Annotated in this window: 20 protein-coding genes; 10 read left to right on the forward strand and 10 right to left on the reverse strand. The window is 68.5% G+C overall.

From position 1 onward, the window contains the following. Window positions 1–40: 40 nt before the first annotated feature. Window positions 41–505, forward strand: a complete 465-nt coding sequence (locus E3T25_RS08445) for an LpqB family beta-propeller domain-containing protein (protein WP_134373628.1) — start codon at window positions 41–43, stop codon at window positions 503–505. Continuing rightward, the gene (locus E3T25_RS08450) at window positions 478–2,199 is read left to right on the forward strand and encodes a DUF5671 domain-containing protein (protein ID WP_241980738.1); all 1,722 of its coding nucleotides are present in this window, start codon (window positions 478–480) and stop codon (window positions 2,197–2,199) included. Before E3T25_RS08445 ends, E3T25_RS08450 begins: the two co-directional genes overlap by 28 nt. A 93-nt stretch (window positions 2,200–2,292) precedes the next feature. Here E3T25_RS08450 and E3T25_RS08455 read toward each other — a convergent pair whose 3' ends face one another. Continuing rightward, the gene (locus E3T25_RS08455; protein WP_174842999.1) at window positions 2,293–3,549 is read right to left on the reverse strand and encodes a CpaE/TadZ family protein; all 1,257 of its coding nucleotides are present in this window, start codon (window positions 3,547–3,549) and stop codon (window positions 2,293–2,295) included. A gap of 2 nt (window positions 3,550–3,551) precedes the next feature. Beyond that, window positions 3,552–4,184, reverse strand: a complete 633-nt coding sequence (locus tag E3T25_RS08460; RefSeq protein ID WP_104099850.1) for a hypothetical protein — start codon at window positions 4,182–4,184, stop codon at window positions 3,552–3,554. Window positions 4,185–4,395: 211 nt separating this feature from the next. On the opposite strand from E3T25_RS08460, the gene E3T25_RS08465 reads away from it, so the two are divergent. Beyond that, complete coding sequence (locus E3T25_RS08465; RefSeq protein WP_134373630.1) at window positions 4,396–4,728, forward strand: helix-turn-helix domain-containing protein; 333 nt, start codon at window positions 4,396–4,398, stop codon at window positions 4,726–4,728. 369 nt (window positions 4,729–5,097) lie between these two features. Here E3T25_RS08465 and E3T25_RS08470 read toward each other — a convergent pair whose 3' ends face one another. Further along, the gene (locus E3T25_RS08470) at window positions 5,098–5,763 is read right to left on the reverse strand and encodes a hypothetical protein (protein ID WP_241980740.1); all 666 of its coding nucleotides are present in this window, start codon (window positions 5,761–5,763) and stop codon (window positions 5,098–5,100) included. Window positions 5,764–6,001: 238 nt separating this feature from the next. Here E3T25_RS08470 and E3T25_RS08475 point away from each other — a divergent pair, with 238 nt between their 5' ends. Further along, window positions 6,002–6,442: an Rv3235 family protein gene (locus tag E3T25_RS08475; protein WP_233191219.1), complete on the forward strand. Its 441-nt coding sequence runs from the start codon at window positions 6,002–6,004 to the stop codon at window positions 6,440–6,442. A gap of 444 nt (window positions 6,443–6,886) precedes the next feature. On the opposite strand, the gene secA is transcribed toward E3T25_RS08475, so the two are convergent. The 6 genes from secA to mtrA all read right to left on the reverse strand — a co-directional run bounded on the left by secA (window position 6,887) and on the right by mtrA (window position 15,382). Continuing rightward, a complete protein-coding gene (gene secA, locus E3T25_RS08480; protein ID WP_104099848.1) occupies window positions 6,887–9,697 on the reverse strand; it encodes a preprotein translocase subunit SecA in 2,811 nt (936 codons plus the stop codon). A gap of 100 nt (window positions 9,698–9,797) precedes the next feature. Further along, window positions 9,798–10,502, reverse strand: a complete 705-nt coding sequence (gene hpf, locus E3T25_RS08485) for a ribosome hibernation-promoting factor, HPF/YfiA family (RefSeq protein WP_104099847.1) — start codon at window positions 10,500–10,502, stop codon at window positions 9,798–9,800. A 100-nt stretch (window positions 10,503–10,602) separates the two neighbouring features. Next, window positions 10,603–11,283 (reverse strand): ComF family protein, encoded by a 681-nt coding sequence (locus E3T25_RS08490; protein WP_104099846.1) that lies wholly within the window; start codon window positions 11,281–11,283, stop codon window positions 10,603–10,605. A gap of 86 nt (window positions 11,284–11,369) precedes the next feature. After that, a complete protein-coding gene (locus E3T25_RS08495; RefSeq protein WP_158250220.1) occupies window positions 11,370–13,052 on the reverse strand; it encodes an LpqB family beta-propeller domain-containing protein in 1,683 nt (560 codons plus the stop codon). Continuing rightward, window positions 13,045–14,694, reverse strand: a complete 1,650-nt coding sequence (gene mtrB / locus E3T25_RS08500) for an MtrAB system histidine kinase MtrB (protein ID WP_241980750.1) — start codon at window positions 14,692–14,694, stop codon at window positions 13,045–13,047. The genes E3T25_RS08495 and mtrB overlap by 8 nt, the downstream gene beginning before the upstream one ends. Before the next feature lie 7 nt (window positions 14,695–14,701). Next, window positions 14,702–15,382 carry an MtrAB system response regulator MtrA gene (gene mtrA, locus E3T25_RS08505; RefSeq protein ID WP_104099844.1) on the reverse strand — a complete coding sequence of 227 codons (681 nt, stop codon included), beginning with the start codon at window positions 15,380–15,382 and terminating at the stop codon, window positions 14,702–14,704. A 131-nt stretch (window positions 15,383–15,513) separates the two neighbouring features. Between mtrA and E3T25_RS08510 the strand changes: the two genes are divergently transcribed. Genes E3T25_RS08510 through E3T25_RS08530 form a run of 5 tightly spaced genes read left to right on the forward strand, consistent with a single transcriptional unit; the run spans window position 15,514 to window position 20,889 of the window. After that, a complete protein-coding gene (locus E3T25_RS08510) occupies window positions 15,514–16,701 on the forward strand; it encodes a hypothetical protein (RefSeq protein WP_134373632.1) in 1,188 nt (395 codons plus the stop codon). A gap of 2 nt (window positions 16,702–16,703) precedes the next feature. Further along, window positions 16,704–17,384 (forward strand): DUF4129 domain-containing protein, encoded by a 681-nt coding sequence (locus E3T25_RS08515; protein WP_134373634.1) that lies wholly within the window; start codon window positions 16,704–16,706, stop codon window positions 17,382–17,384. Next, window positions 17,381–18,616 carry a DUF4350 domain-containing protein gene (locus E3T25_RS08520; protein ID WP_134373636.1) on the forward strand — a complete coding sequence of 412 codons (1,236 nt, stop codon included), beginning with the start codon at window positions 17,381–17,383 and terminating at the stop codon, window positions 18,614–18,616. Before E3T25_RS08515 ends, E3T25_RS08520 begins: the two co-directional genes overlap by 4 nt. Next, complete coding sequence (locus E3T25_RS08525; RefSeq protein WP_134373638.1) at window positions 18,613–19,581, forward strand: AAA family ATPase; 969 nt, start codon at window positions 18,613–18,615, stop codon at window positions 19,579–19,581. Before E3T25_RS08520 ends, E3T25_RS08525 begins: the two co-directional genes overlap by 4 nt. After that, the gene (locus E3T25_RS08530; RefSeq protein WP_104099839.1) at window positions 19,582–20,889 is read left to right on the forward strand and encodes a DUF58 domain-containing protein; all 1,308 of its coding nucleotides are present in this window, start codon (window positions 19,582–19,584) and stop codon (window positions 20,887–20,889) included. A 3-nt stretch (window positions 20,890–20,892) separates the two neighbouring features. On the opposite strand, the gene E3T25_RS08535 is transcribed toward E3T25_RS08530, so the two are convergent. Continuing rightward, window positions 20,893–21,888: a stage II sporulation protein M gene (locus E3T25_RS08535; protein WP_134373640.1), complete on the reverse strand. Its 996-nt coding sequence runs from the start codon at window positions 21,886–21,888 to the stop codon at window positions 20,893–20,895. 17 nt (window positions 21,889–21,905) lie between these two features. On the opposite strand from E3T25_RS08535, the gene E3T25_RS08540 reads away from it, so the two are divergent. After that, window positions 21,906–22,760: an RDD family protein gene (locus tag E3T25_RS08540; protein ID WP_134373642.1), complete on the forward strand. Its 855-nt coding sequence runs from the start codon at window positions 21,906–21,908 to the stop codon at window positions 22,758–22,760. Window positions 22,761–23,092: the final 332 nt, after the last annotated feature.

Here is a 23,092-nt window from a genome sequence, read left to right on the forward strand (position 1 = left end):
CGTCGTGGTGCCGTCTCGTAGTTTGGGCCATGCTGAACAGATGAGCACAGCAAATGGAAAGCCCGATCGGACCCTGGTTGTCCTACTGTCCGTGATCGGAGCGCTGGTGGTCATCGCCCTCATCGTCGTCTTCACCGGCGGCGAACCCGAACAGCTTGACGCCGACACCCCGGAAGGCCTCGTCCAGGACTATTCCGCGGCCGTCATCGACGGCGACGAGCAGGCCGCTGGCGCGTACCTCACCGAGGACGCTTTCAATGGCTGCGAGGACTTCGACCGGGGCCCCACCGACAACATGCGGGTCACTCTCGTGTCGACCACCGAGCGGGCCGAGTCGGCCGACGTGAAGGTGTCCATCGTCACCTCCTACGGCAGCGGCCCCTTCGGAGTCGACGAGTACGAGACCCAGGGTGTCTTCGACCTGGTGGCCGTCGACGGCACGTGGTTGATCGATGACGCCCCCTACGAACTCAACATTTGCCCGAATCCGAAGGCCGGTTCCTGATGGTCAGCGTGGTGCTGCTGGTTGCCGTCCTGGTGATCGGCGGCGGTATCGCCGGCATCGTGATTGCGGTGCGCAAATCGACGCCATCCGGGGAGAGCGCGGCCCAGCCCACGGTACGCCGGGTGATCGTATACATTCTGCTCTTCGCCCTGGTCGTGATTGCCGCCATCGGAGTGAGCGGACTGCTCGGGCGCCTCCTCGACACCGGCAACGCACTTGCCTCCAGCGACATCACCGGGCTCGCCCGCTCGCTCGCGTTCACCCTCATCGCCGGCCCGTTCGCGGCCGTACTCTGGTGGGTGCTGTGGCGCCGAATGGACGGCGCGGAACGATCATCCGTCGCCTGGGGGCTCTACCTGGCCGGCCTGTATACGGTCTCCCTTGTCACGTTCAGCACCGCCCTGCTGACCACGGCGGCCGTGCTCGTGCGCGGGGACTGGCAACCGCGTCTCTTCGCCACCGGAGTGGTCTGGGCCGGCGTGTGGGTCTGGCACCTGTGGATGTCCCGGCACGAGGAGAAGAGCCCCACCCAGCTGGTCACCGTGGCCCCGATCCTCGGTTCCGTCTTCGGTCTCGTGATCGCGGTGGGCGGCGCCGTCACGGCCCTCAGCTCTCTTCTCGACGCCGCCGTCGACGCCGCACCGAGCCTCACCCCGGGCGAACCCTGGTGGGAGTTGACCCTCCAGGCGCTCATCTGGTTTGCCGGCGGGCTGGTCATCTGGTGGTGGCACTGGATCCGCAGCCAGGCCCGCGACCTGCGCGGCGGCCTCGCCGATCTAATGGTCGTGGCCGTCGGCGTGGCCGGGGCGGCCATCATGACGCTGAGCGGGGTCGGAACCGTGCTGTTCCTGCTGCTCAGACTGGCTTTCGACCGCACCGACCCGGTCACCGACATCCTCGACCTACTGGGTTTCGGCGTCTCGGTCGCCTTCATCGGCGCACTCGTCTGGAGCTACCACCGGGGCCTGACCCTGGCCCGGTCGGACACGACGAGGGTGGCGACGAAGCTTGTGACCTCCGGCGTGGGTCTCGTGGCCGCGGCCTCCGGGCTGGGCGTGGTCGTGAACGCGATCCTCGCCGCCACGACCACCCCGCTCGCCGGTTCAGGAACCCGAACCCTCCTGCTGGGCGGCATCAGCGCCCTCGTCGTCGGCGGCCCGGTGTGGTGGCTGGCCTGGCAGCCTGCGACGCCGCTCTCCCCCGCGGAGGTCCGCTCCACGGGACGAAGGGTGTACCTGATCCTGGTGTTCGGCGTGAGCGCGGTCGTTGCCATCGTGACGCTTCTGGTGATCGGCTACCGGCTCTTCGAGTTCGCCCTCGGCGACTTCACCGGGGACAGCGTGATCGACCGGGTGCGGGCCTCGCTGGGGCTGCTGGTAGCCACCGGCCTCGCCGCTGGGTATCATTTCTCTGTCTGGCGACGAGACCGCTCGGTGAGTGCAGAGGCCCCGCAGCCGGCGCGCACCATCGGCCGCGTGCTCCTGGTAACGGACGCCGACCCGGAACCCCTCAGCCTCGCAATCGGCGCAGCGACCGGAGGCGCGGCCGTCTTCGTGCTGAAGCGCGCCGACGGCGCCGGTAGCTCGGCAACGGTGGAGCATCTCGCCCAGGCCCTCACCGGCGTAACCGGAAAGCGGGTGCTGGTCGTCACGGGCCCCGGCGACCGGGTTGAGGTGATCCCGCTTCAGGAATGAGCGCCGGTGCGGCCTTCCGCACCGGGGTCGGCACAAGGGTCGACGCGCAAGTCGACGCGGGGTTCGACGCGGGATTCGACGCCGACGGTGGGCTCAGGTGGCCACCGCTGGCCGGCGCCATCTCGATTCCCGGCGCCGTCGCCCCGTGGCGGGCGCGGGCACCGGCAGCAGCTCCGTGCGCACGAAGCGACGGATGCTGGTGCGCGCCGGGGACTTCGGCGCGGCATCCCGCAGCGTGCGCCCGGCGACGATGGCCGCATCCGTGGACACCTGGTCCTGCGGCACCAGGATCGGCGACTCGATGCCGCCGAACCGGCGGAGCGCCGATACGACCTGCCCGTTCGCATCCAGCCCGACCGCGCCCCGGCGCACCCGGTTCATGACCACGCTGACCTGATCGGTCGTGACCACCTCGGCCAGGTCCACCCAGGCGCGCAGGAACCGGGCCATCCCGACCGGGTCGGCGAGGCCGCAGGCGACGACGTGGTCAGCCAGTCCGAGGCCCGTCAGGGTGGCCGCGTTGCGGCGCGGGGCGAACAGGTCACTGGAGATCTCCTCGTCGCTCTCAAGGCTGAACCCGGTGTCGAGCACGACGTAGTCGACCCAGACACGGAGCGCGTTGATGGTGCGCGTCACCCGCTCGGTGGAGAGCTCGGGCCAGCGCGATGGCCGCCCGATGCCGGTGAGCACCCAGAAGGCTCCCTGTGGTGAGTTGTAGCGCTGCGCGATGCGCTCAAATTCGGACCGGGTGAAGCTGTCCGAGCCGGCCAGGCGGCACGCAGCGGCGAAGCCCGGCGCCTCGTCGAGCATCCCCAGGCTCGGCGCCACCGAACCGCTGTAGGTGTCGATGTCCGCCAGGGCGACGGTATGCCCGGCAGCGGCGATCTCCGCCGCGATGTTGATCGCCAGAGTGGTGCGCCCCGGGGCGCCGGCCGGCCCCCAGACGGCGATGACCGTGCCCTGCCGTTTTGTGCCGGGCAAGCCCGCCGGATCGCCGACCCGCAGCGGAATGGCGACCCCGGCGCCGATCAGCGCCTCAGTCTCGGCCCAGTCGGCGGCGGCGTCGACCACGTCGAAGAGGCCGAGCCCGGCCGCATTGCGTCGGTCCTGGTCGTTGGCGGCGAGCGCGATCACCCGGGCGCCGTGGGCGTCGCAGGCGGTGATCAGCTCGGCCGTGAGCGTGCTGCGGCCGGCTCCGACGATCACCACCTCGGGCGCGCGCTGCCGCAGGGCGAGGATCACTTCGCCCGCAGTCGTCGAACGCGCCACGATCACATGGCCCTGCTCGATGATGTCGATCAGCAGACGGTCTTCGGTGTTCCGGTCGAGTGCCAGTGCGATGGTGGCCACGTTTACTTCTCCAGCGGTGCGTTGACGGGCACAACCGCGATGGCGTCGCGGTTCGCGATGGACTCCAGCACCGCCGCGACGGCTCCCTTCGGCACCAGGATCTCAAGTGTTCGGATGCCGCCTCCCGCCACGAGCCCCGTGGGCTCGACCAGACGCACGACCGCGGCCTGGTCGACGAGCACCGTCGGCGGCCCGAACGTGTTCGGGTCCGTTTTGCGGGCGGACCAGACGTCGACCACGGAGCCGGGACCGATGTTCGAGGCCAGGGCGCTGGTCAGCTCGACGACCACGCTCGTGACCTCGGTGCCGGCGGTGCGCCCGACCGCGGACGCAGGCACGAGTTCCCCGGCGGCGATCGTGCGGGTGACGACCAGCCCGTCATCCGGCAGCCCGTCGGGGGTCACGTACAGGTCTCCCGTTACACCAAGCCGCACCTGCGTGGCCACGAGGTCGGATGCCTCCACTCGGTCCCCGACGGCGAGCGCCGAGCGCGCGGTGAACACCGCCGTGGACCGGTCGGCGGCGGAGACGATCAGATAGACGCCTCCGACGGCGGCGACCACGAGCGCCAGCCCGATCGCGAAACGCGGATCGAACCAGAATTTCGGTCGTGCGTTCCTGGCGGTCTTGCTCACGGGCGCCTGCCTCCCCAATACTGACTCAATTGGTGCTGACTCGATGGAGCCGGATCGATGGTGCCGACTCAATAGTTTCGACTCGAAACTCCGTTTGACCCGGGAATCCGCCTCGACGTCCATCGTGGTCGTCTTCGCCCCCACGCGGGAAAGTTATCCACAGCCTCACTCCGCCCCGATTAGGGCCCGCCCGCCGACGGATAATCGATCCATGAACGATTCCGGGGCTGCTTCCAGTGTGGGCCGGTTCCTTACCCTGGCCGACACCGCGGAGATCCTCTCGTTGACGGTGGCCGAGGTGCTGGAGCTGGTGCGCACCGGTGAGCTGCCGGCCATCCGGCTCGGCACCCAGAGCACCCCGGCGGGCGGCGCAGGCACGATCAGGGCCGGCAGCGCGGGCGTGTGGCGGGTCGAACGGATCGTGCTCGAGTCTTTCATCGAGGCCAAGTACGAAGAAGCCCGGCGCATGTCGCTGTGGCAGCAGTCGGACTTCGGGAACATCCCCGAGCTGTCCGGCGGCACGATCATCCGTCCCGACGACTGACCCGGCTAGATTGATGCATCCTCGTCGTGTGGTTGTGCCGCTCCCGGAGGGTCAGGGCTGACCGCACGGGGGCACGCTGCTCATCCAGGCCGACCGCTGTCCCCGGCGTTGAACCAATTCGACGGAGATTCTTGGTCAAACAACCGTTCTCGGGACCAAACGGGCTGTTCAGACTCAAATCTCCGTCGAATTCGTTCGGACGAGTTGCTGCGGGCTGTGAACGCGAAAGGCACGGCGGCTCAGCGCGGACGGTTGGCGCAGACGGTTGGCGCAGAGCGTTGGCGCAGACGGTTGGCGCAGAGCGTTGGCGCAGAGGATTAGGCCAGAGGGTTAGGCCAGAGGGTTAGGCCAGAGGGTTAGGCCAGAGGGTTAAGGCAGCCGTACGAGCTGGATCTCGCCTACCGGCACGATGCGGTACTGGTGCACCTCCGCTTCGCGGCGCAGGGTACCCGGCGCGTGCAGGGCCAGGTCGATGTGGTCCCGGCCCACCCGGTCGATGGTGCCGGGGAGCACACCCGCACGGGTGTGCACCTCCAAGTTGGAGCGCCGTCGGCAGAGGTCTCGCAACACAAACGCCAGGCCGATGCGGTCCACGACCCGGGCTGCGGATTCGGGCTCGGTGCCGAGCGATCCGGGGATCTCCCCCCGGCGCAGGACGACCCCGGCCACGGCGGCCAGCGGGAGCACGCACTGGGAACCGTCGGAGACGGAGTCCAGCAGGTCACCCGCCAGCCAATCCCGCCCGAATGTGGTCGGCCGCACGGCGATCGTCTCCCCCGTCGCGAGCACGATCCGCAGCACACCCGCACCGGGGACCGACCCGGTCCAGGGCTCTGATCCCTTCCGGGGATCTGCGGCGACGGCGGGAGTGCGCGCGAGGTTGGTCAATCGGTTACGCAGAGACAGCCGACCCAGCCGCAACCGTTCTTCTTCGGCGCGCAGGTCGATCTCCTCGGCGTGCAACTCGTGTTCGAGCTGCCCCTCGAGGTCGTCGAAAAGGTTGTCCCAGCGCACAGTCCCGAAGTTAGCCCGCACGACCAACATCCTGCCCGGGTTATCCACAGGTCTTAAAAGCACTCGACACCACCGTCCCCGGCTGATTGAGTGTCGAGCACGGCCCGTACCCCCCGCGTGGGGGTGCCTGACCCTCGCCAACACCTGCTCCACCGAATGTCTGCTCCATCGCACGCCGGATCCACCCGAACCCCTTGAACCACCCGATTGCCACGGCAGGTGTGCCGCCGGCAGCGGACTCACGCACCTCGGAGGAGTCATGAGCGATCCAGCCAACACCCCGGCACGCCAACCCCGGTCAAGGGACAACAAGTTCGTCCAGGACGACTTCTTCGGCCACCAACCGAGCAGCAGGGACCAGCTGCCAGACCCGGAGCCACTGCTGATCAACCTCACCCGCTGCGTGATCGAGGTGCTTGCCGGCGCCCGAGAGCTCGACCAGCTCGCCCGGTGGGTCAGCGACGACGTTTACCGGCACCTGCTGAAACGGGTGGTGCTCTCGGCACGGGCGCGCGCCGTCAAGGGGCAGAAGGCCCAGCGGCCCGCGTTCACGATCGGGCGGGTCACGATTTCCGAGCCGCGAGACGGCGTGATCGAGGCCGTCGTGATGGTGCACAGTAAGGTTCGCGTTCGCGCCGTGGCCCTGCGCCTGGAAGGAATGGACCAACGCTGGCGGGCCAGCGCTATCAACGTGTTGTGACAACCGGCTCCGCGGGAGAAATGAGCCCTCGCCCCGGGGGCGCGCTACTGGGGGATTGTTCCCACTGCCGAGGTAGGCGCGCAGTGAACCGCGACGCGACTCGAACGTGTGTGACCGCTGCGGACCAGTGCGGGACCAGCGCGGAGGTCCGGCCCGGCGGGTCGATTCTCCCATGCTGGCCACAAGACCCGCCGGATGCGCGGCGGCGCTCGAGCGGTTCGGATCCCCGTCGAACTCCGCCGCGCAGCCCGAACGAATTCGACGGAGATTTCGCCGGAATCGACCCTAAAAACTCCGAAAAGGCAGTTTCATCCGAGAATCTCCGTCGAATTCGCTTACCGGACGCAGAGCCCCGCCGTGATGAACGGCATCCACGCGGTGCGGGCGGCTCTGGGCTCCGGGAGCGCCTCCATCGTTCGATGAAGGCGCACGGACCTGACCGGGCTACTTCTTGCCCTGAGCGCGCCGTTCGGAGCGATTGACCGGAACGGGCTTCGAGTCGTCGCCGCGCTGGCCGAACGCGCCGCGCTGGGGCGGTCCGGCCACCACGTCCGTCTCCGCCTCATCGGCGGGGGCCGCGGCGCTCGCCCGGCGGGCACGGTCGGTAGCGGCCTGCTGGATCTGTCCGCGCTGGTTGCGTACTTCGACTCCGCCCGAATCGCTCGGGGCGGTGTAGCTGAGCTTCTCACCCGCGGCCGCGGCCGGGGCGAGTCCCTTGGCGGCGACGATGGGACCGGCGACGGCGCCGGGGGCCTGGCTGACCTCGACCTCGAGGTTGAACAGGAAACCGACGGTCTCCTCGCGGATCTGGCCCATCATCTGCTGGAACATGACGAAGCCCTCGCGCTGGTACTCCACCAGGGGGTCGCGCTGGGCCATGGCGCGCAGGCCGATGCCGTCCTTCAGATAGTCCATCTCGTAAAGGTGCTCGCGCCAGCGGCGGTCGATGACCGACAAGACGACGCGGCGCTCGAGTTCACGCATCGCCGGTGAACCCAGCGACTCTTCTCGGTGCAGGTAAGCGACCTTGGCATCCGAGAGAATCTCACGGCGCATGAAGTCGCGGTTGATCTTGCCGCGGTTGCCGGCCTCGGCGACGACCTCGTCAATGGTCAGTCCCACCGGGTACAGCGTCTTGAGCTCGGTCCACAGGGCATCGAAGTCCCAGTCGTCGCCGTTGCCTTCGCCTGTGTGCACCTCGAGGACCTCGTCGACGACGTCTTCCAGAAAGCGCTGCGTGCGCTCGTGGAGGTCGTCGCCCTCCAGGATGTGCCGGCGGTCGCCGTAGATCGCCTCGCGCTGACGGTTCAGAACGTCGTCATACTTGAGCACGTTCTTGCGGATCTCGGCGTTGCGGCCCTCGACCTGCGCCTGCGCGCTACGGATGGCTCGGCTGACGACCTTGGATTCGATCGCCATGTCGTCGGGAATCCCCTGGCGGCCCATCAGGCTCTCGGCGGCGCCGGCGTTGAAGAGGCGCATCAGGTCGTCGGTCAGCGACAGGTAGAAGCGGCTCTCGCCCGGGTCACCCTGGCGTCCGCTGCGACCGCGCAGCTGGTTGTCGATGCGGCGCGACTCGTGCCGTTCGGTGCCGAGCACGTACAGGCCGCCGGCGTCGACGACCTTCGCAGCTTCCACGGCGACCTCGGCCTTGACGGCGTCGAACACGTCGTCCCAAGCGGTCTCGTAGTCCTCGGGGGTTTCGACCGGGCTCAGGCCTTTCGCGTTCATCTGGGCGACGGCGAGGAACTCGGCGTTGCCGCCGAGCATGACGTCTGTGCCTCGACCGGCCATGTTGGTTGCGACGGTCACCGAGCCCAGGCGTCCGGCCTGCGCGACGATCGCGGCCTCCCGGGCGTGGTTCTTGGCGTTGAGCACCTCGTGCCGCACGCCCTTCTTGGCGAGCAAGCGCGACAGGTATTCGCTCTTCTCGACGCTCGTCGTTCCGACCAGGACCGGCTGCCCCTTTTCGTGCCGGGCGACGATATCCTCGACGACCTGGCCGAACTTTGCCTCTTCGTTCTTGTAGATCAGGTCGGACTGGTCGATACGCTTCATCGGCTTGTTCGTGGGGATGGACACCACGCCGAGCTTGTACGTGCTCATGAACTCGGCCGCCTCGGTCTCCGCGGTACCAGTCATGCCGGACAGCTTCGAGTAGAGCCGGAAGTAGTTCTGCAGGGTGACCGTCGCCAGGGTCTGGTTCTCCGCCTTGACCGCGACGCCCTCCTTGGCCTCGATCGCCTGGTGGATACCCTCGTTGTAGCGACGGCCCATCAGGATGCGCCCGGTGTGCTCATCGACGATCAGCACCTCGCCGTTCATCACGACGTAGTCCTTGTCTTTCTTGAACAGGGCGTTGGCCTTGATCGCATTGTTCAGGAAGGAGATCAGCGGGGTGTTCGCGGACTCGTAGAGGTTGTCGATGCCGAGGTAGTCCTCGACCTTTTCGATGCCGGGTTCCAGCACGCCCACGGTGCGCTTCTTCTCGTCGACCTCGAAGTCGACGTCGGGGATGAGCTTGGTCGACAGGCTCGCGAACTCGGTGAACCAACGGTTGGCCTCGCCGGAGGCAGGACCGGAGATGATCAGGGGCGTGCGCGCCTCGTCGATCAGGATCGAGTCGACCTCATCGACGATGGCGAAGTAGTGCCCGCGCTGCACCATGTCGGAGGACTGCCAGGCCATGTTGTCGCGCAGGTAGTCGAACCCGAACTCGTTGTTCGTGCCGTAGGTGATGTCGGCCAGGTACTGCTCGTGGCGCTGGGCCGGCGTCTGGCCGGACAGGATGCAGCCGGTGGTCATGCCGAGGGCACGGAACACGCGACCCATCAGCTCGCTCTGGTAGCTGGCGAGGTAATCGTTGACCGTGATGATGTGCACGCCGCGGCTGGTGATGGCGTTCAGGTAGGCCGCCGTCGTGGCCACGAGGGTCTTGCCCTCACCGGTCTTCATTTCGGAGATGTTGCCGAGGTGCAGGGCCGCCCCGCCCATCAGCTGCACATCAAAGTGGCGCAGTCCCAGGGTGCGGGTCGAGGCTTCACGCACGGCGGCGAACGCCTCGGGCAGTAAGTCGTCCAGCGACTCACCGCCCGAGTAGCGCTCACGCAACACCACGGTCTCGTTCTTCAACTCCTCATCGGTGAGGTGGCTGAAGTCATCTTCCAACGCATTGGTGGCCTTCGCATACTGCTCGAGACGGCGCAGCAGACGCCCTTCACCAACACGAAGTACTTTTTCCAGAATTGAGGCCACGAATGCACTCCACTAGTCGTCACGGCGTGTGCACACGCCTGTCGTCGTTGCCGCACGCTCACAGCGTCCGGCATGCGGCAACTATAACAAGGCTAGATGGTCAGTTGCTGCGCTCCCGGGAGGGCGGCACGACCTCCCCGGCCTCATCGGCGTTCTCGTCAAGTTCGATCACGCCGTAGTCCCAGCCCTTGCGACGGTAGACGACGCTCGGACGCTTGGTTACGGCATCCTGGAACAGGTAGAAGTCGTGGCCGACGAGTTCCATGAAGTAGAGGGCGTCGTCGACGGTCATCGGTGCGGCCGCAAAAACCTTGCGGCGGATGACGACAGGGTTGTAGACGTCGTCCGGTTCTTCGGTTGCCGGCGTCTCCGCGTTCACGACGGGGATTGCTCCGGTGCGCACCCGCTCGAGCACCTCGGCGTCGGCCGGCTTGATGTCGACCACGCTGAAATCGACGGATGCCGCGTCGTGCAACGAGATGGGACGGTGGGCCCCGCCGCGGTGCAGCTTCTGGCGGTCCTTGGCACGGCGCACCCGTTCGAGCAACCGCCCCAGGGCGACGTCGAACGCCGCGTACTTGTCGGAGCCGTCGGCTTCGGCTCGAACAATCGGCCCCTTGCCGATCAGGGTCAGTTCGACCCTGTCGTTGCCCGTGGCACCGTTCTTCTCCCGGTGGCGACTCAGCTTGATCTCGAGAGCCAGCGCCTTCTCGGCAAGACCGGCGACCTTCTCGGCCTTCTCGGTGGCATACTCGCGGAAACGATCAGTGATCCCTAGGTTTCGTCCAACGATGTTAATTTCCATGACGACCTCCAGATCTGGCGAACCGCCCGTATCTGGGCGATTATTACGCGCCTTCACGACCCACCGTAGCCGTGCGCGCCGGATAAGTCACAGCCTTTTGTCAATCTGTTTTCGATGTACTTTCGGCAACGGGGAAACGACGCCGTGTTTCCGCCAGAGTGGCCACGCCGACGACCTCGCCGCCCGCAGCGAGCAGGGCACGTCGCACCTCGAGCACGGTTGCCCCAGTGGTCAGGATGTCGTCGACGACCAGGATACGGAGGCCGGACAGCGACCGGTTCGCGACCAGCGAACCCGTTCGATTCCGGCCTCGCTCTGCGCTGCCCAGTCCGACCTGGTCCTGCGTCTCGCCCACGGTACGGAGCAACCGAGTCGGCCGGAGCCCCGAGTGACGGAGCAGCAGCTCCACCGGGTGATAGCCACGGATGCGCCACGCCTGCTGTGACGAGGGGACGGTCACGAGGTGCACCCCGGCACCCTCCGGTATGGTGGCCAGCGCCGCAGCCACGGCGACCCGGAGCGGACCGGCCAGCGCGCCGGCGGCATCCGTTCGGCCACCGTCCTTGAACGCTCCCAGGACCCGCCTGGCCACGCCGGAGTAGTCCAAAGCGGACCACACCAGGACACCCGATCGTTCGGAGCTGTGCGCCCGCGGTGCCAGGGCTGCCCGGCAGACCCCGCACAGGGCCCGGTCGGGCATGCCGCAGCCGCTGCACTCGGTGGGCATCAGAACTGCCCACGCGTCGAGGGCAGCCCGGGAGAGGCCGGCTGGAGGGCGCATCCCGCCATCGTGGGGCCAGGCCCGGCCGGCCCGGGCGCGGGGCTCGAACCGGTGCAGAACCGGCTTCCGCACGATCGGTGGAGGGGCTACCCGCCGATGCCCTGCTGGGTGGCCAGGAGGGTGACACCGCCGAGTCGTTCCTGCCAGCCGGCACCGCGCTGCACCAGGAGACCGCCCGTGGACGAGAGCGCACGCAGGTCGCGCAGGTTGTTGCTGCCGACCATGGTGACGCTGTCCGGCGCGGACTCGAGGCGCGTGGTGAGTCCACCCAGCTGCAAGGCCACGATCCGTCCCTCACCGCTGGGGAGGCGGGTCAGGCAGGCCACGGTGAGTTCGTCGATCCAGGCCGCGTCCACGGCCGTGCCTCCCGGCGCGGCCAGAAGCACCGCGTCGCCCAGCGCGACCGGGGTGCTCTTGTCCCGGGTGATGGCGCTGACGACAAATCGGCTGTCCTTGCCCGACTGGAGCAGGGCGATCAGCCGAGTGCCGTCCCGCGACACGCGCAACGACTGGATCGCCGAGACTTCCGGCCACGGTGTAGGGACGGCGGTCGCTTCGCCGTTCGGGCCGTACACGAACAGTTCACCGGGGCGGGCGGCGGGCACCGACCAGACGAAGCCGTAATTGTCGATGGCAGGCGCGATCAGCCCCTGGCGGGGATCGAGCTGCACCGGGTCGTCACCGACCCTGACGCCGTACACTCCCGTTCCCGTCAGCACGGCGGCCGCGGTCTGACCGGGCGAGAGGGTGACGGAGGTCGGGTCCAGGGCGACGATCGAGCCGGACAATCCGGCGATCGGGCTGATCGAGGAACCGCTTGCCGCCAGGAATCCGAATTCGCCCTCGCGCAGGATCAGCGCCCGGGCGTCGACGCGGGAATTCGCGGTCGGGGCGTTCGCACTCAACTCGGCGATGTCCTGCAGGTTGCGGTTGACGGTGATGGTGGCGGACAGCCCGGGCGGAAGGCTGTTGGACAGTTGGGCCTTCATTCGCTGCAGGGTGACCCGGTCGGCGTTCAGCGCTTCGCTGTTGAGGTCGACCTTGGCGTCCCTGGCGATGACCTGCACGGCATCGGCGGTGAGCTTGGTGCCGTCGGGGAACGCCGTCACGACGGCTCCGGTGAACCAGGGGCTCGGGCCGTCGAGCAGTCCGTTGACGATCTTCGTCAGAGTAGCCCCACTGCGCGGGTACCAGCGCAGATCGGGCACCAGGTAGCTAAAGCCCGGGTCGAAGAAGTAGAGCGCCTGGGCGGTGAAGACATCTTGAAAGATATTCCGATCGACGACCGTGCCGTTCGGGGCCGCGCCGATGCGCCACTGGCCGCCGACCTGCACGAACTGGTAGCGCAACGCCACCGCGGTGGGCGACTCGACCTCGCGGTACTCGCCGCGCTCATCCACCTCGGCGACCGGATTCACCGAGAACTGCATCTGACCCTCGCCGACGGAGACGATGCTGCGCCCGGTGGCGTCGTCGATGGTCACCCCGGAGTCGGGCTCCCAGGAGCTGCTGTAGTTCGGAGCCAGGAACTCCCGCGCTATCGCGTAGTCGTTGTCGGGGCTCGTCGCCGCGTCGATGAAGCCGCGCAGGATCGCCTCGGGGGTGGCGTCCTTCTGCGGTCGCGAGGGCAGGAACACGGGTGCCGGGGTGGCGCCGGGCTGCACGGTCTGCCCCGCGCGCACGCCTCCGTCGCGCGGGATTCCCGCGCATCCGGTCAGGGCCACCGCGAGCGCGACCAGGCCAGCGAACATCCGGGTTCGACTACGCATAGTGCCCTCCCGTTTCTCCGGCGGCCGTGCCGCCGCCTGCATCGGCCGGGGGCAGCGGGCTCGGCGAGCTCGACAGCGTTCCGTTCGCGCTGCGCGGCAGGGTCAGCCGGAAGCACGACCCCTCCCCCGGGTGCGACCAGACCTGCAGCCAGCCGCCGTGCACGACGGCGTCTTCGAGGGAGATCGACAGGCCGAGGCCGGTGCCGCCGATGGTGCGCTTGCGCGACGGGTCGGCCCGCCAGAACCGGTCGAAAACGTGGGCCATCTCGGCCTGGCTCATACCCATGCCGTAGTCGCGCACCGACAGGGCCACCGCGCTCTCGTTGCTGTCGACGGACACGATGATCGGCTTGCCCTCTCCGTGCTCGATGGCATTGCCGATCAGGTTGTGCATGATGCGGCGGATGCGGCGGGGATCGACGTCCGCGTCGAGGTGCCCGCCCGGTGCCACCAGGGTCAGCACCGTGCCCTCGGAGTCGCCGAGCGAGCGCAACCCTTCGATGGCGTCCTCGGCCAGGTGCACCAGGTTCGTGGGCTCAGTCTCCAGCTGCACCGACCCGGCGTCGTATTTGCTGATCTCGAGCAGGTCGCTCAGCAGCAGCTCGAAGCGCTCGACCTGCGTGTGCAGGAGCTCGGCCGTGCGTTCGACCGCCGGCGGGAACGTGGCACGGTGGTCATAGAGAACGTCGCCGGCCAACCGGATCGTCGTCAGCGGGGTGCGCAGCTCGTGCGAGACGTCCGACACGAAGCGCTGCTGCACCTCGGACAGGTCGGCGAGTTCCTTGATCTGGCTCTGCAGGCTGTCCGCCATGCCGTTGAAGGACCGGGCCAGCGTCGCGATGACGTCTTCACCTTTTTCCGGGATGCGCACGCCGAGGTCACCGGAGGCCAGCCGCGCGCTGGTGGCCGCGGCCACGCGGATCGGGGTGACCACGAAGCGCACTACAATCCAGGTCACGCCACCGATCAGAAGGATCAGCACCAGGCCGGCGATGCCGAGGGTTCGCTGCACGAAAGCCAGGGTTGCCTCGGCGTCGGCCAGGCTGTACCCGATGTACAGCTCGTACCGGCCGGCGACCGGCACGGTGAGCTGGGAACCGACGACGATGCCGGGAACCAGCGCGCCGTCATCCGTCGCAAGCGTCACCGACTGCCAAAACTGCTCCCCGGCTTTCTCCTGCACCTGGAGGCGGAGAGCGGGCGTGATCACGCCGGTCGAATCACCGAATGACGAGGAGTCCTGCGGCGCCACAGTGGAGGCGTCCTGCCCGGGAGACCGGAAGATGGCGATCATCTGGGACGAGGATGCCGCGGTAATCAGGGTGCGGGCGGAGCCCACCAGGGTCTGCACCTCCACCCGGTCCGCGGCGTCGGAGGCGTCGAAGATGCCCTGGGCGGCGGTCGTGGCCCGGTTCGAGTCGACGAGCACCTGGTTCAGTCTTGATTGAAACAGGTCGTTGCCCACACTCGCGGAGATGTAGACCCCGACCACCATGATGGCCATCCCGGACAGCGCCACCGTGATGGTCACCGTGCGGAACTGCAGCGAGGAACGCCACAGTCCGCCGATCCTGGCCGGCCAGTCCCGCCAGTCCCGCCAGTCCCGCCACACGCTGCGGTCGTTACCGGTGCCACCGAACACGAGGAACCTAGCCGGCCGCGCCGGCCCGATAGCCGACCCCGCGCACCGTCATGACGATGCGCGGGTTGTCCGGGTCGTCTTCGACCTTGGCGCGCAAACGCTGCACGTGCACGTTGACGAGGCGGGTGTCCGCCTTGTAGTGGTAGCCCCAGACCTGCTCCAGGAGCATTTCCCGGGTAAAGACCTGCTGGGGCTTGGACGCGAGTGCCAGCAGCAGGTCGAATTCGAGCGGGGTGAGGTTGATCTGCCGCGAACCGCGCCGCACCTCGTGCCCGGCGGCATCGACGACTAGGTCCCCGATCTGCAGGTTGGCGGGGGTCTCCGATGAAATCGGGCGCAGGCGCGTGCGGATCCGGGCGACCAGTTCCTTCGGGTTGAACGGCTTGACCATGTAATCGTCAGCGCCGGACTCGAGGCCCTTCACGACATCCGTCGTGTCGGTTCGCGCGGTCAGCATGATGATGGGCGTGCCGGATTCGGCGCGGATCAGGCTGCAGACCTCGATGCCGTCGAGGCCGGGCAGCATCAGGTCCAGCAGGACCAGATCGGGCTTGACGGCGCGAAAGACCTCCAGGGCCAGGGAGCCGTCGGCGCAGAAGACCGGCTCGAAGCTCTCCGCGTGCAGCACTATGCCGATCATCTCGGCCAGCGCGGTGTCGTCGTCTACGACTAGAATGCGTGCGTTCATCAAACCGTTTTCCACTCAGTCACCCAAAATACCCCGGTGAGTCATGCAATCACTGGCTCAAGAGTAGTCGACGGCGCCGCAGGAAAGCTCAACGCGCTCATTCCACACCGAGGTATGCCAGCATAGGTTTCGTGACCGACCCGCAGAACTGGCACTCCCCGACCGATGACGGGCGCAGCATCCCGGTCGGCGACGAGCAAAAACCGCCCCTCGCGCCCGCCGGTTTTGTGCCCCCGGCAAAACCGACCGCTGCTCCCGGCGCGAATACGCCGCCGGTCTGGGGTCCCCCACCGACCTGGACGCCCCCACCCAGACCGGGACTGATCCCTCTGCGCCCGCTGGGTTTCGGAACCCTGCTGTGGGCGCCGTTCCAGGTTCTGCGTCGCAACCCGAAGGCGACCTTCGGCAGCGCGCTGCTCGTTCAGGCGGGCGTCGCCCTGATCGCCGTCGTCATCGTGGGTCTGGTCTCCTACTTCGCGCTCGCACGGGTGGAGAACTCTCCACTGGAGGACCGCGACGCGCTCGAGGCCGGCGCGACCCTCAGCATTGTGCTCTCGGCCATCGTGCCGCTGGCTCTGGCGGTGGTCGCATCCGCTCTGTTGCAGGGCGTCATCGTGATCGAGGTGGCCCGGGCCACGCTCGGAGAGAAGCTGCGGCTGGGCGCCCTGTGGCGCGCCGTGCTGCCGCGCCTCTGGCCGCTGGTGCTCTGGACCCTGATGCTGAGTTCGGCCCTGATTGCGGCCATCGCCCTCGTGGCCGGACTGGTGGTGTTCTTGGTCTCCCTCGGCGGAGCGGGCGTGGGTCTGGCGGTGGTCACCGGCATCCTCGGTACGGTCGCCCTTCTCGCGCTCGGCATCTGGCTGTTCACGAAGACCTCGCTCGTGCCGAGCATGATCGTGTTGGAACGGCTCGGCATCCGGGCGGCGGTGGGGCGGTCCTGGTCGCTGACCCGCGGCTACTTCTGGCGCACGTTCGGCGTGCAGTTCTTGGTCGCGACGGTCGTGAACGTCGTCTCCCAGATTGTGACGACGCCGCTGTCGCTCCTGTTCGGTGCCGCCATCTCCGTGGTCGACCCGAACGCCGCCTTCGATGCGTACCTCCCGTCAGTGATCCTGTACGTTCTGACCATCCTCATCGGCCTGGTGCTCGGCGCCGTAGCAGCCGTGGTGCAGTCGGCCGCGACCGCCCTGATCTACATCGATCTGCGGATGCGCAAGGAAGGCCTCGACCTTGAGCTGGCCCGATTCGTCGAATCGGCCGCCGGCGCCGGTGTAGACCCCTACCGGTCGAAGCCGGCACACGCCTCGGAGACTGCCTGAGCATGATCGCAGGGTCGCACATCCACACGGTGATCCGGGCGGCGATACCGGTCGATCCCGGCGCGCCCGAAGCGCGGAAGTGGCTGCGGGAAGAGCTGGCCAAGGCTCCCTACGAGGCCGCCAAGCCCACCTGGTTCGACCGGTTGTCGACATCGATTCTGGACTGGTTCGCCTCCCTCACCGCGCCCTCGGCCGACGGTTTCGCCGCCTGGGTGCCCCTGCTCCTGACCGTGGCCGTGGTGGTCCTGGTCGTCGCCGCCCTCCTCATTTTCGGCCTGCCCCGGCTCAACCGGCGCAGCCGGCTCGCGTCGGACCTCTTCGGCGTCGACGACCGTCGCGGCGCCGCCGACCTGCGTCGTGCCGCGCTGGCCGCCGCCTCCCACCGGGACTGGAATCTGGCGAGTGCCGAGATGTTCCGGGCGCTGGCGCGCGGACTGTCCGAGCGCACCATCCTGATCGTGACGCCGGGCACCACCGCGCACTCCTTCGCGGCGCGGGCCGCCGAGGCCTTTCCCGGCGAACGGGTGCGACTGAGCGAGGCGGCCGAGCTCTTCGACGGGGTGCGCTACCTGGGGGCCGACGGCACCGAGCAGCGCTTCCTGGCCCTGGCGGCGCTCGAGAGCGACCTGCGGGCCGCCCGGCCGCCGCACCTCGAGGACCCAGCCCCGACGAAGCAGCCATGAGTCTTCTCACACAAACGGCCTCACAGCCGGCCGAAAACGCCGTCTCCTCCACACCAACCCTGCGCGAAGCCGGACGCCGGGCGCGGTACTGGCTGCTCGCCGGCGTCAGCGCACTGATCGTCGCCGTCGTCAGCACCGTCCTCGCTGCGGGCGGCGGCGTGGGCGGTAAGCCCCTCGAGGCCGACAGCGCGGCCCCAGCCGGCGCGCGGGCGCTCGTCGAGGTACTCCGCCGACAGGGTGTCAACGTCACCGCCGCCGACACCCTCGCGGAGGCGCGGAGCCTGGCCGGCGCCGCCGCCAACCCCACCGTGTTCTTCTTCGATGAGAGCGGCTACCTCACCGACGACCAGCTGAGCGCGATGTCCGCCCTGGCCCCGCGCACGGTGGTGGCCTCCCCCGATTTCCTGGCGCTGCAGACGCTGATCCCCTCGGTGGGCTTCGGCGGCGTGTCCCAGACCGCGGTGTCCCGTGCCGCCTGCACGGTCGCGGCCGCGGTCAAGGCCGACAAGCTCTCCCCCGGCGGCTCCACACTCACGATCCCGGCCGACGACGCCGAGCTGAGCGGATGCTTCACCTCGGGAGAGAACGCCTTCGCCCTGGTCGAACAGGCAACCGCCGACCGGACCCTCACCCTGCTCGCCGACGGCACCCTGTTCAGCAACGAGAAGATCGGCCAGGCCGGCAATGCCGCTCTCGCACTCAACCTGCTGGGCGCGGGGGACGACCTCGTCTGGTACCTGCCAACGATCGCCGATGTGCCGGGAACCGGAACGCCGTCGCTCGGCGAACTGACGCCCGGTTGGGTCACCCCGACCCTGATCCTGCTGGTGCTGGTCACCGTGGCCGCGGCCGTCTGGCGTGGGCGGCGCTTCGGGCCTCTCGTCGCCGAGAACCTGCCGGTCACCGTGCGGGCCAGCGAGACGATGGAAGGACGGGCCCGGCTCTACGCGCGCAGCAACGCCCGTCTGCGCGCCCTCGACGCACTGCGGGTGGGCGCCGTGCAGCGCCTTGCCGGCCAGGTCGGGTTGTCGCGGCTGGCGAGCCTCGACGATGTGATCGCCATGGTGGCCACCGTGGTCGACCGGCCGCCGGCCGACGTTCGGACCGTGCTGGTGGACGCCGTTCCGGCATCCGACTCCGATCTCGTCGCCCTCTCCGACCGCATCCAGGAAATTGAACGGGCCACGGCCCGCGCGACCACGCCCCTGCCACCCGGAAGAATGGACTCATGAGCACTCATACCCATGTCGATACCCTGCGAGGCTCCCTCGCCCAAGTCCGCACCGAGGTCGGCAAGGCCGTCGTCGGACAGGACGGCGCGGTAACCGGGCTGATCATCGCGCTGCTCGCCCGCGGCCACGTGCTGCTCGAGGGTGTGCCGGGCGTCGCCAAGACCCTCCTGGTGCGGTCCCTGAGCCACTCGCTCAGCCTGGAGACGAAACGGGTGCAGTTCACGCCGGACCTGATGCCGGGCGACGTGACCGGCTCACTCGTCTACGACGCCCGGGTGGGCGACTTCGAGTTCCGCAAGGGCCCCGTCTTCACCAACATCCTGCTGGCCGACGAGATCAACCGCACCCCGCCGAAAACCCAGTCGGCCCTCCTTGAGGCGATGGAGGAACGCCAGGTCAGCGTCGACGGGCGCTCCCTCCCGCTACCGGACCCGTTCATCGTGGCGGCGACCATGAACCCGATCGAATATGAGGGCACCTACACGCTGCCCGAGGCCCAGCTCGACCGGTTCCTGCTCAAGCTCGTGCTCGACGTGCCGGAGCGCGACGCGGAATTCGAGGTGCTGCGGCGCCACGCCGAGGGCTTCAACCCCCGCGATCTGGCCGGTGCGGGCGTCACCGCGGTTCTCGGCGCGGAGGAGCTGAAGACGGCCCAGGCCGCCGTGGCATCCGTGGGCGCGAGTCCGGACGTTCTCGCCTACATCGTCGACCTGGCCCGCGCAACGAGAAGCAGCCCGTCGGTCAAGCTCGGCGTCAGCCCGCGCGGCACGACCGCACTCCTCGCCGCGGCCAAGGCGTGGGCCTGGCTGAGCGGCTATGACTCGATCACCCCCGACCATGTGCAGGCGATGGTGCTGCCGGTCTGGCGGCACCGCGTGCAGCTGCGGCCGGAGGCGGAACTCGAGGGCGTGTCCGTGGACGCGATCCTGCGTGCCGTGCTCGCCCAGGTGCAGGTGCCGATCTAAGTGACGCTCACCGGTCGGTTCGTTGCCCTCCTCGCGCTCGGCGTCGTGCCGATCGTGATACTCGGGAGTACCCCGGGGATGGCGACGGCCGTGCTGGGACTATGGGTGCTCGCCCTGGTGGGTCTCGGCATCCTGGACCTGGCCCAGGCCGGATCGCCGCGGAAGATCGTGCTCTCCCGCAGCATGCCCTCCCGGGTGCGCCTGGGCGAAAGCGTGACGAGCGACCTGTACCTGACCAACACCGGGGGTCGACGACTGACCATGGTGGTGCGGGATGCCTGGCAGCCGTCAGCCGGGACGGGCAACAACCGCACGCCGCTGGTGCTACCTCCTGGCGAACGACGGCTGGTGTCGCTGCGAATGACGCCCACCCGGCGCGGTGAACGCCGGGTGGACCAGGTCACGGTGCGCTCGTTCGGGCCGCTCGGGCTGTGGGCCCGTCAGGCCACCCTCCGGGCACCGGGCCAGATTCGGGTGCTCCCGCCCTTCAACTCGCGCAAGCACCTGCCGTCGCGCATGACCCGACTCAAGGAGCTCGACGGGCGCACCAGCCTGCTCGTGCGCGGCCAGGGCACCGAGTTCGACTCCATTCGCGAATACGTGCGCGGAGACGACGTACGCTCGATCGACTGGCGGGCCACGGCCCGGCACAACGACGTCATGGTGCGCACCTGGCGCCCCGAACGGGACCGCCGGGTGGTCATCCTGATCGACAGCGGCCGCACCTCGGCCGCGCGCATCGACGACGAGCCGCGCCTCGACACGGCTTTCGAGGCGTCGCTGCTGCTCGCCGCGCTGGCGGCCGGGGCCGGCGACCACGTGGACTTCATCGCCTACGACCGTCGGGTGCGCGGCCGCGTGCAGGGTGCGCAGGGAGCGGAGCTCCTTTCGCGCATGGTCGACACCATGGCCCTGATCGAGCCGGAGCTGATCGAGACTGACTGGTCGGCCGTTCCCGGGGAGGTGCGCGCGGTGACGAGCCGCCGGGCCTTGGTCGTACTGATCACGTCGATCGACGCGGCCGGAGCCTCGAGCGCCCTGCTGTCGGTGCTCCCCCAGTTGACCCGCAGAAACACCGTGATCGTCGCATCCGTCACCGACCCAACCACCCTGGAGGCCACGCGCCCGCGCGGCAACCGGGAGGAGATCTACCGGGCGGCGGCCGCCGAACGGGCACTGCTCGACGTGGCCAGGGTCTCGGCCGCCATCCGACGCCAGGGCGCCGAGGTCGTCACCGGCTCCCCCGCCGACCTGCCACCCGCACTGGCCGACCGCTATATCGCGCTCAAGGCCGCCGGCCGGCTCTAGGTGCTAGGCCGCGTAGATCCGAGTGCTGCCGGCCTCGAATTCGGCCAGGTCGCCGGTCTCACCCGCCCGCACGGCACGCCGGCCGAGCACGAGCATGTAGGCGAGGAAGGCGAGGAGGGCGGCCGCGCCGATCCCGATCTTCACCGGCCACGGCCACGGGGCCGGGGTGACGAAACCCTCGATCACCCCGGAGACGAAGAGCACGAAGACCAGACCGATGGCCACCGTCGAGAGGGCGCGGGCATCCTCGGCCAAAGCCTGCGCGCGAGTGCGGGCCCCCGGGGCGATCCAGGCCCAGAAGATGCGCAGTCCACCTGCCGCGGCCACGAAAATAGCGGTCAGTTCGAGCATGCCGTGCGGTGCAATGTACAGGAAGAACACGTCGCCCTTGCCGTAGGCGAACATAACCGCGGCCGTGATGCCGACGTTCTGCGCGTTCTGCAGCACGATGTAGGGCACGTAGACGCCGAGGATCCCAAAGGCGATGGCCTGGGCGGCGATCCACGCGTTATTGGTCCAGACCAAGCCGGTGAAGGATGCCGCGGGATTCTCCGAATAGTAGTTGACGAAATCCTCGTTGACGAGTTTCTGCAGCTCGGCGTCGGAGCCGACGGCGGCCAGGGCCTCAGGGTTGCCGGAGATCCAGAAACCGTAGAGGCCCGCGACCACAATCGTCACCACCGCCACGGCAAGGGTCAGCCACCGTAGGCGGTAGAGGGCGGCTGGCAACTGCAGCACGAAAAAGCTCGGGATCTGGGAAACAACGTTCGCGCTCGCCCCCGTGAACCGCAGCCTCGCCCGGGACAGCGCCACCGAGAGCCGGTCACCCTCCAGCGTCGAACCGGCGGTCGACTTGATCGCCGACAGCTGGGTCGCGCCGGACTGGTACCGCTCGATCAGCTCGTCTGCCTGCGCGCCGGAGAGCCGCCGCTGCGTACCGAGCTCAGCCAGGCGGTCCCACTCGGCGCGGTGCGCCGCTGAATATGCGTCAAGGTCCATCTGCTCTAATAGTAGACATGGAGCAGCCCGGCAAGGTGGCCGATCACGGCCAGTATTCGTGGAGCGAGCAGGAATTGGTCACCGGCGAGGCCGTTGCCCTCGATGTAAGGGCGGCCAGCATCATCCTGCGCGCCGCCGGAACGATCATCGATTATGTTGCCTACATCCTCCTCTTCCTGGGGGTGGCCTTTCTTGTGGCCGGCCTCACGGGCGTGGCAATCGACGACGCACTCGGACGGGCGCTCGGGATCGCAGGCCTGGTGGTCTGCCTGCTCATCGTGCCGATGGCCGTCGAAACGGCCAGCGGCGGACGGTCCCTGGGCAAGCTCGCCATCGGCGCCCGCATCGTTCGCGACGACGGCGGCGCGATCCAGCTGCGCCACGCGTTCATCCGCGCCCTGCTGGGCATCATCGAGATCTACTTGACGTTCGGCGGCATCGCCGCAACCACTGCGCTTCTGAACAGCAAGTCCAAACGCCTGGGCGACCTGCTGGCCGGCACGTACAGCCAGCACGAGCGGGTGCCCCGCCTCACTGATCGAACCGTCCCGCTGCCGCCCGTGCTCGAGGCCTGGGCGCAGACGGTCGACATTGTGCGTCTCCCCGATCGCCTGTCCCGCCGCATCGCGCAGTTTCTCCGCCAGGCCGACAAGCTGACTCCGGCTACGCGGCTGCGCCTCGCAGTCAGCCTGTCCACCGAGGCCGCCCCGTTCGTGTCGCCGAAGCCAGAGGTCCCGGCGGAGGTCTTCCTGGCCGGGGTCGCCGCGGTGCGCCGAAGCCGGGAGTCCACGGCGCTGAAGCTCGAGCGGGAGCGTCTCGACCGTCTTCAGCCCATTCTGCATAGCCTCCCGCACGGTTTCCCCCAGCGGTAGGGCAACGGACCTCTCCCCCGCCGTTCCCGCGACGTATCCGACGAAGAATGTGGCGCTGCCGCCCGCGGGGCGCCCTCGCACCAGGGCCCGTGTGTGTGGCTAACTCAGGACATCTGTTGCCCGCAGTAGACGGCCGCCGCGGGTTAGTGCGGCATTGGTGCGGATGCCCGGCACGGCCCGGCTGGATCTCCTGAGTTGGCCACGACCGCTGCCGGATGTGCGTCGCGGGGTGGGGGTGGTGCGCGCTTGGTTTGTGTGGGTTCGGCTGGTGTACCGCGGGGTCGTGTGCGCCGGTGAACGGTTGGGGCGGGGCTGTTGCCTTCGGAGGGCCA

The organism is Cryobacterium sandaracinum (assembly GCF_004403415.1).
Taxonomy (GTDB): domain Bacteria; phylum Actinomycetota; class Actinomycetes; order Actinomycetales; family Microbacteriaceae; genus Cryobacterium; species Cryobacterium sandaracinum.